Genomic DNA, 302 nt, shown 5'->3' with positions numbered 1-302 from the left:
GTTGGCGCAGCTCAGTTCTTCTTCAAGAACTTGTCGATGTTCGCCGGGGTGACGAGCTGGAACGGGATATAGACCTTGTGTTCCACCTTCTCGCCCTTGGCGAGCTTCAGCGCGGCGTCGAGCGCGCCGGCACCCTGACCGGCGGCGTCCTGGAAGACCGTGACGTCGAGATCGCCCGCCTGCATGGCGGCGAGAGCATCCTGCGTGGCGTCCACACCGGCGACGACATAATCCTTCATGTCCTTGCCAGCAGCCTTCAGAGACTGAATGGCGCCGATCGCCATTTCGTCGTTATTGGCGAT

The 302-nt window shown here is 61.6% G+C and carries 1 protein-coding gene; it reads right to left on the bottom strand.

Annotated features, from left to right (window positions below):
- Positions 1–11 precede the first annotated feature (11 nt).
- Positions 12–302: substrate-binding domain-containing protein (locus EN807_RS34350; RefSeq protein WP_145972478.1), on the bottom strand; the 291-nt coding region annotated here is incomplete at its 5' end.

The organism is Mesorhizobium sp. M5C.F.Ca.ET.164.01.1.1 (assembly GCF_004792125.1).
Taxonomy (GTDB): Bacteria; Pseudomonadota; Alphaproteobacteria; order Rhizobiales; family Rhizobiaceae; genus Mesorhizobium; species Mesorhizobium wenxiniae.
Note: the sequence above shows the minus strand (reverse complement) of the source record. Positions and strands in the feature narration are given on the sequence as shown.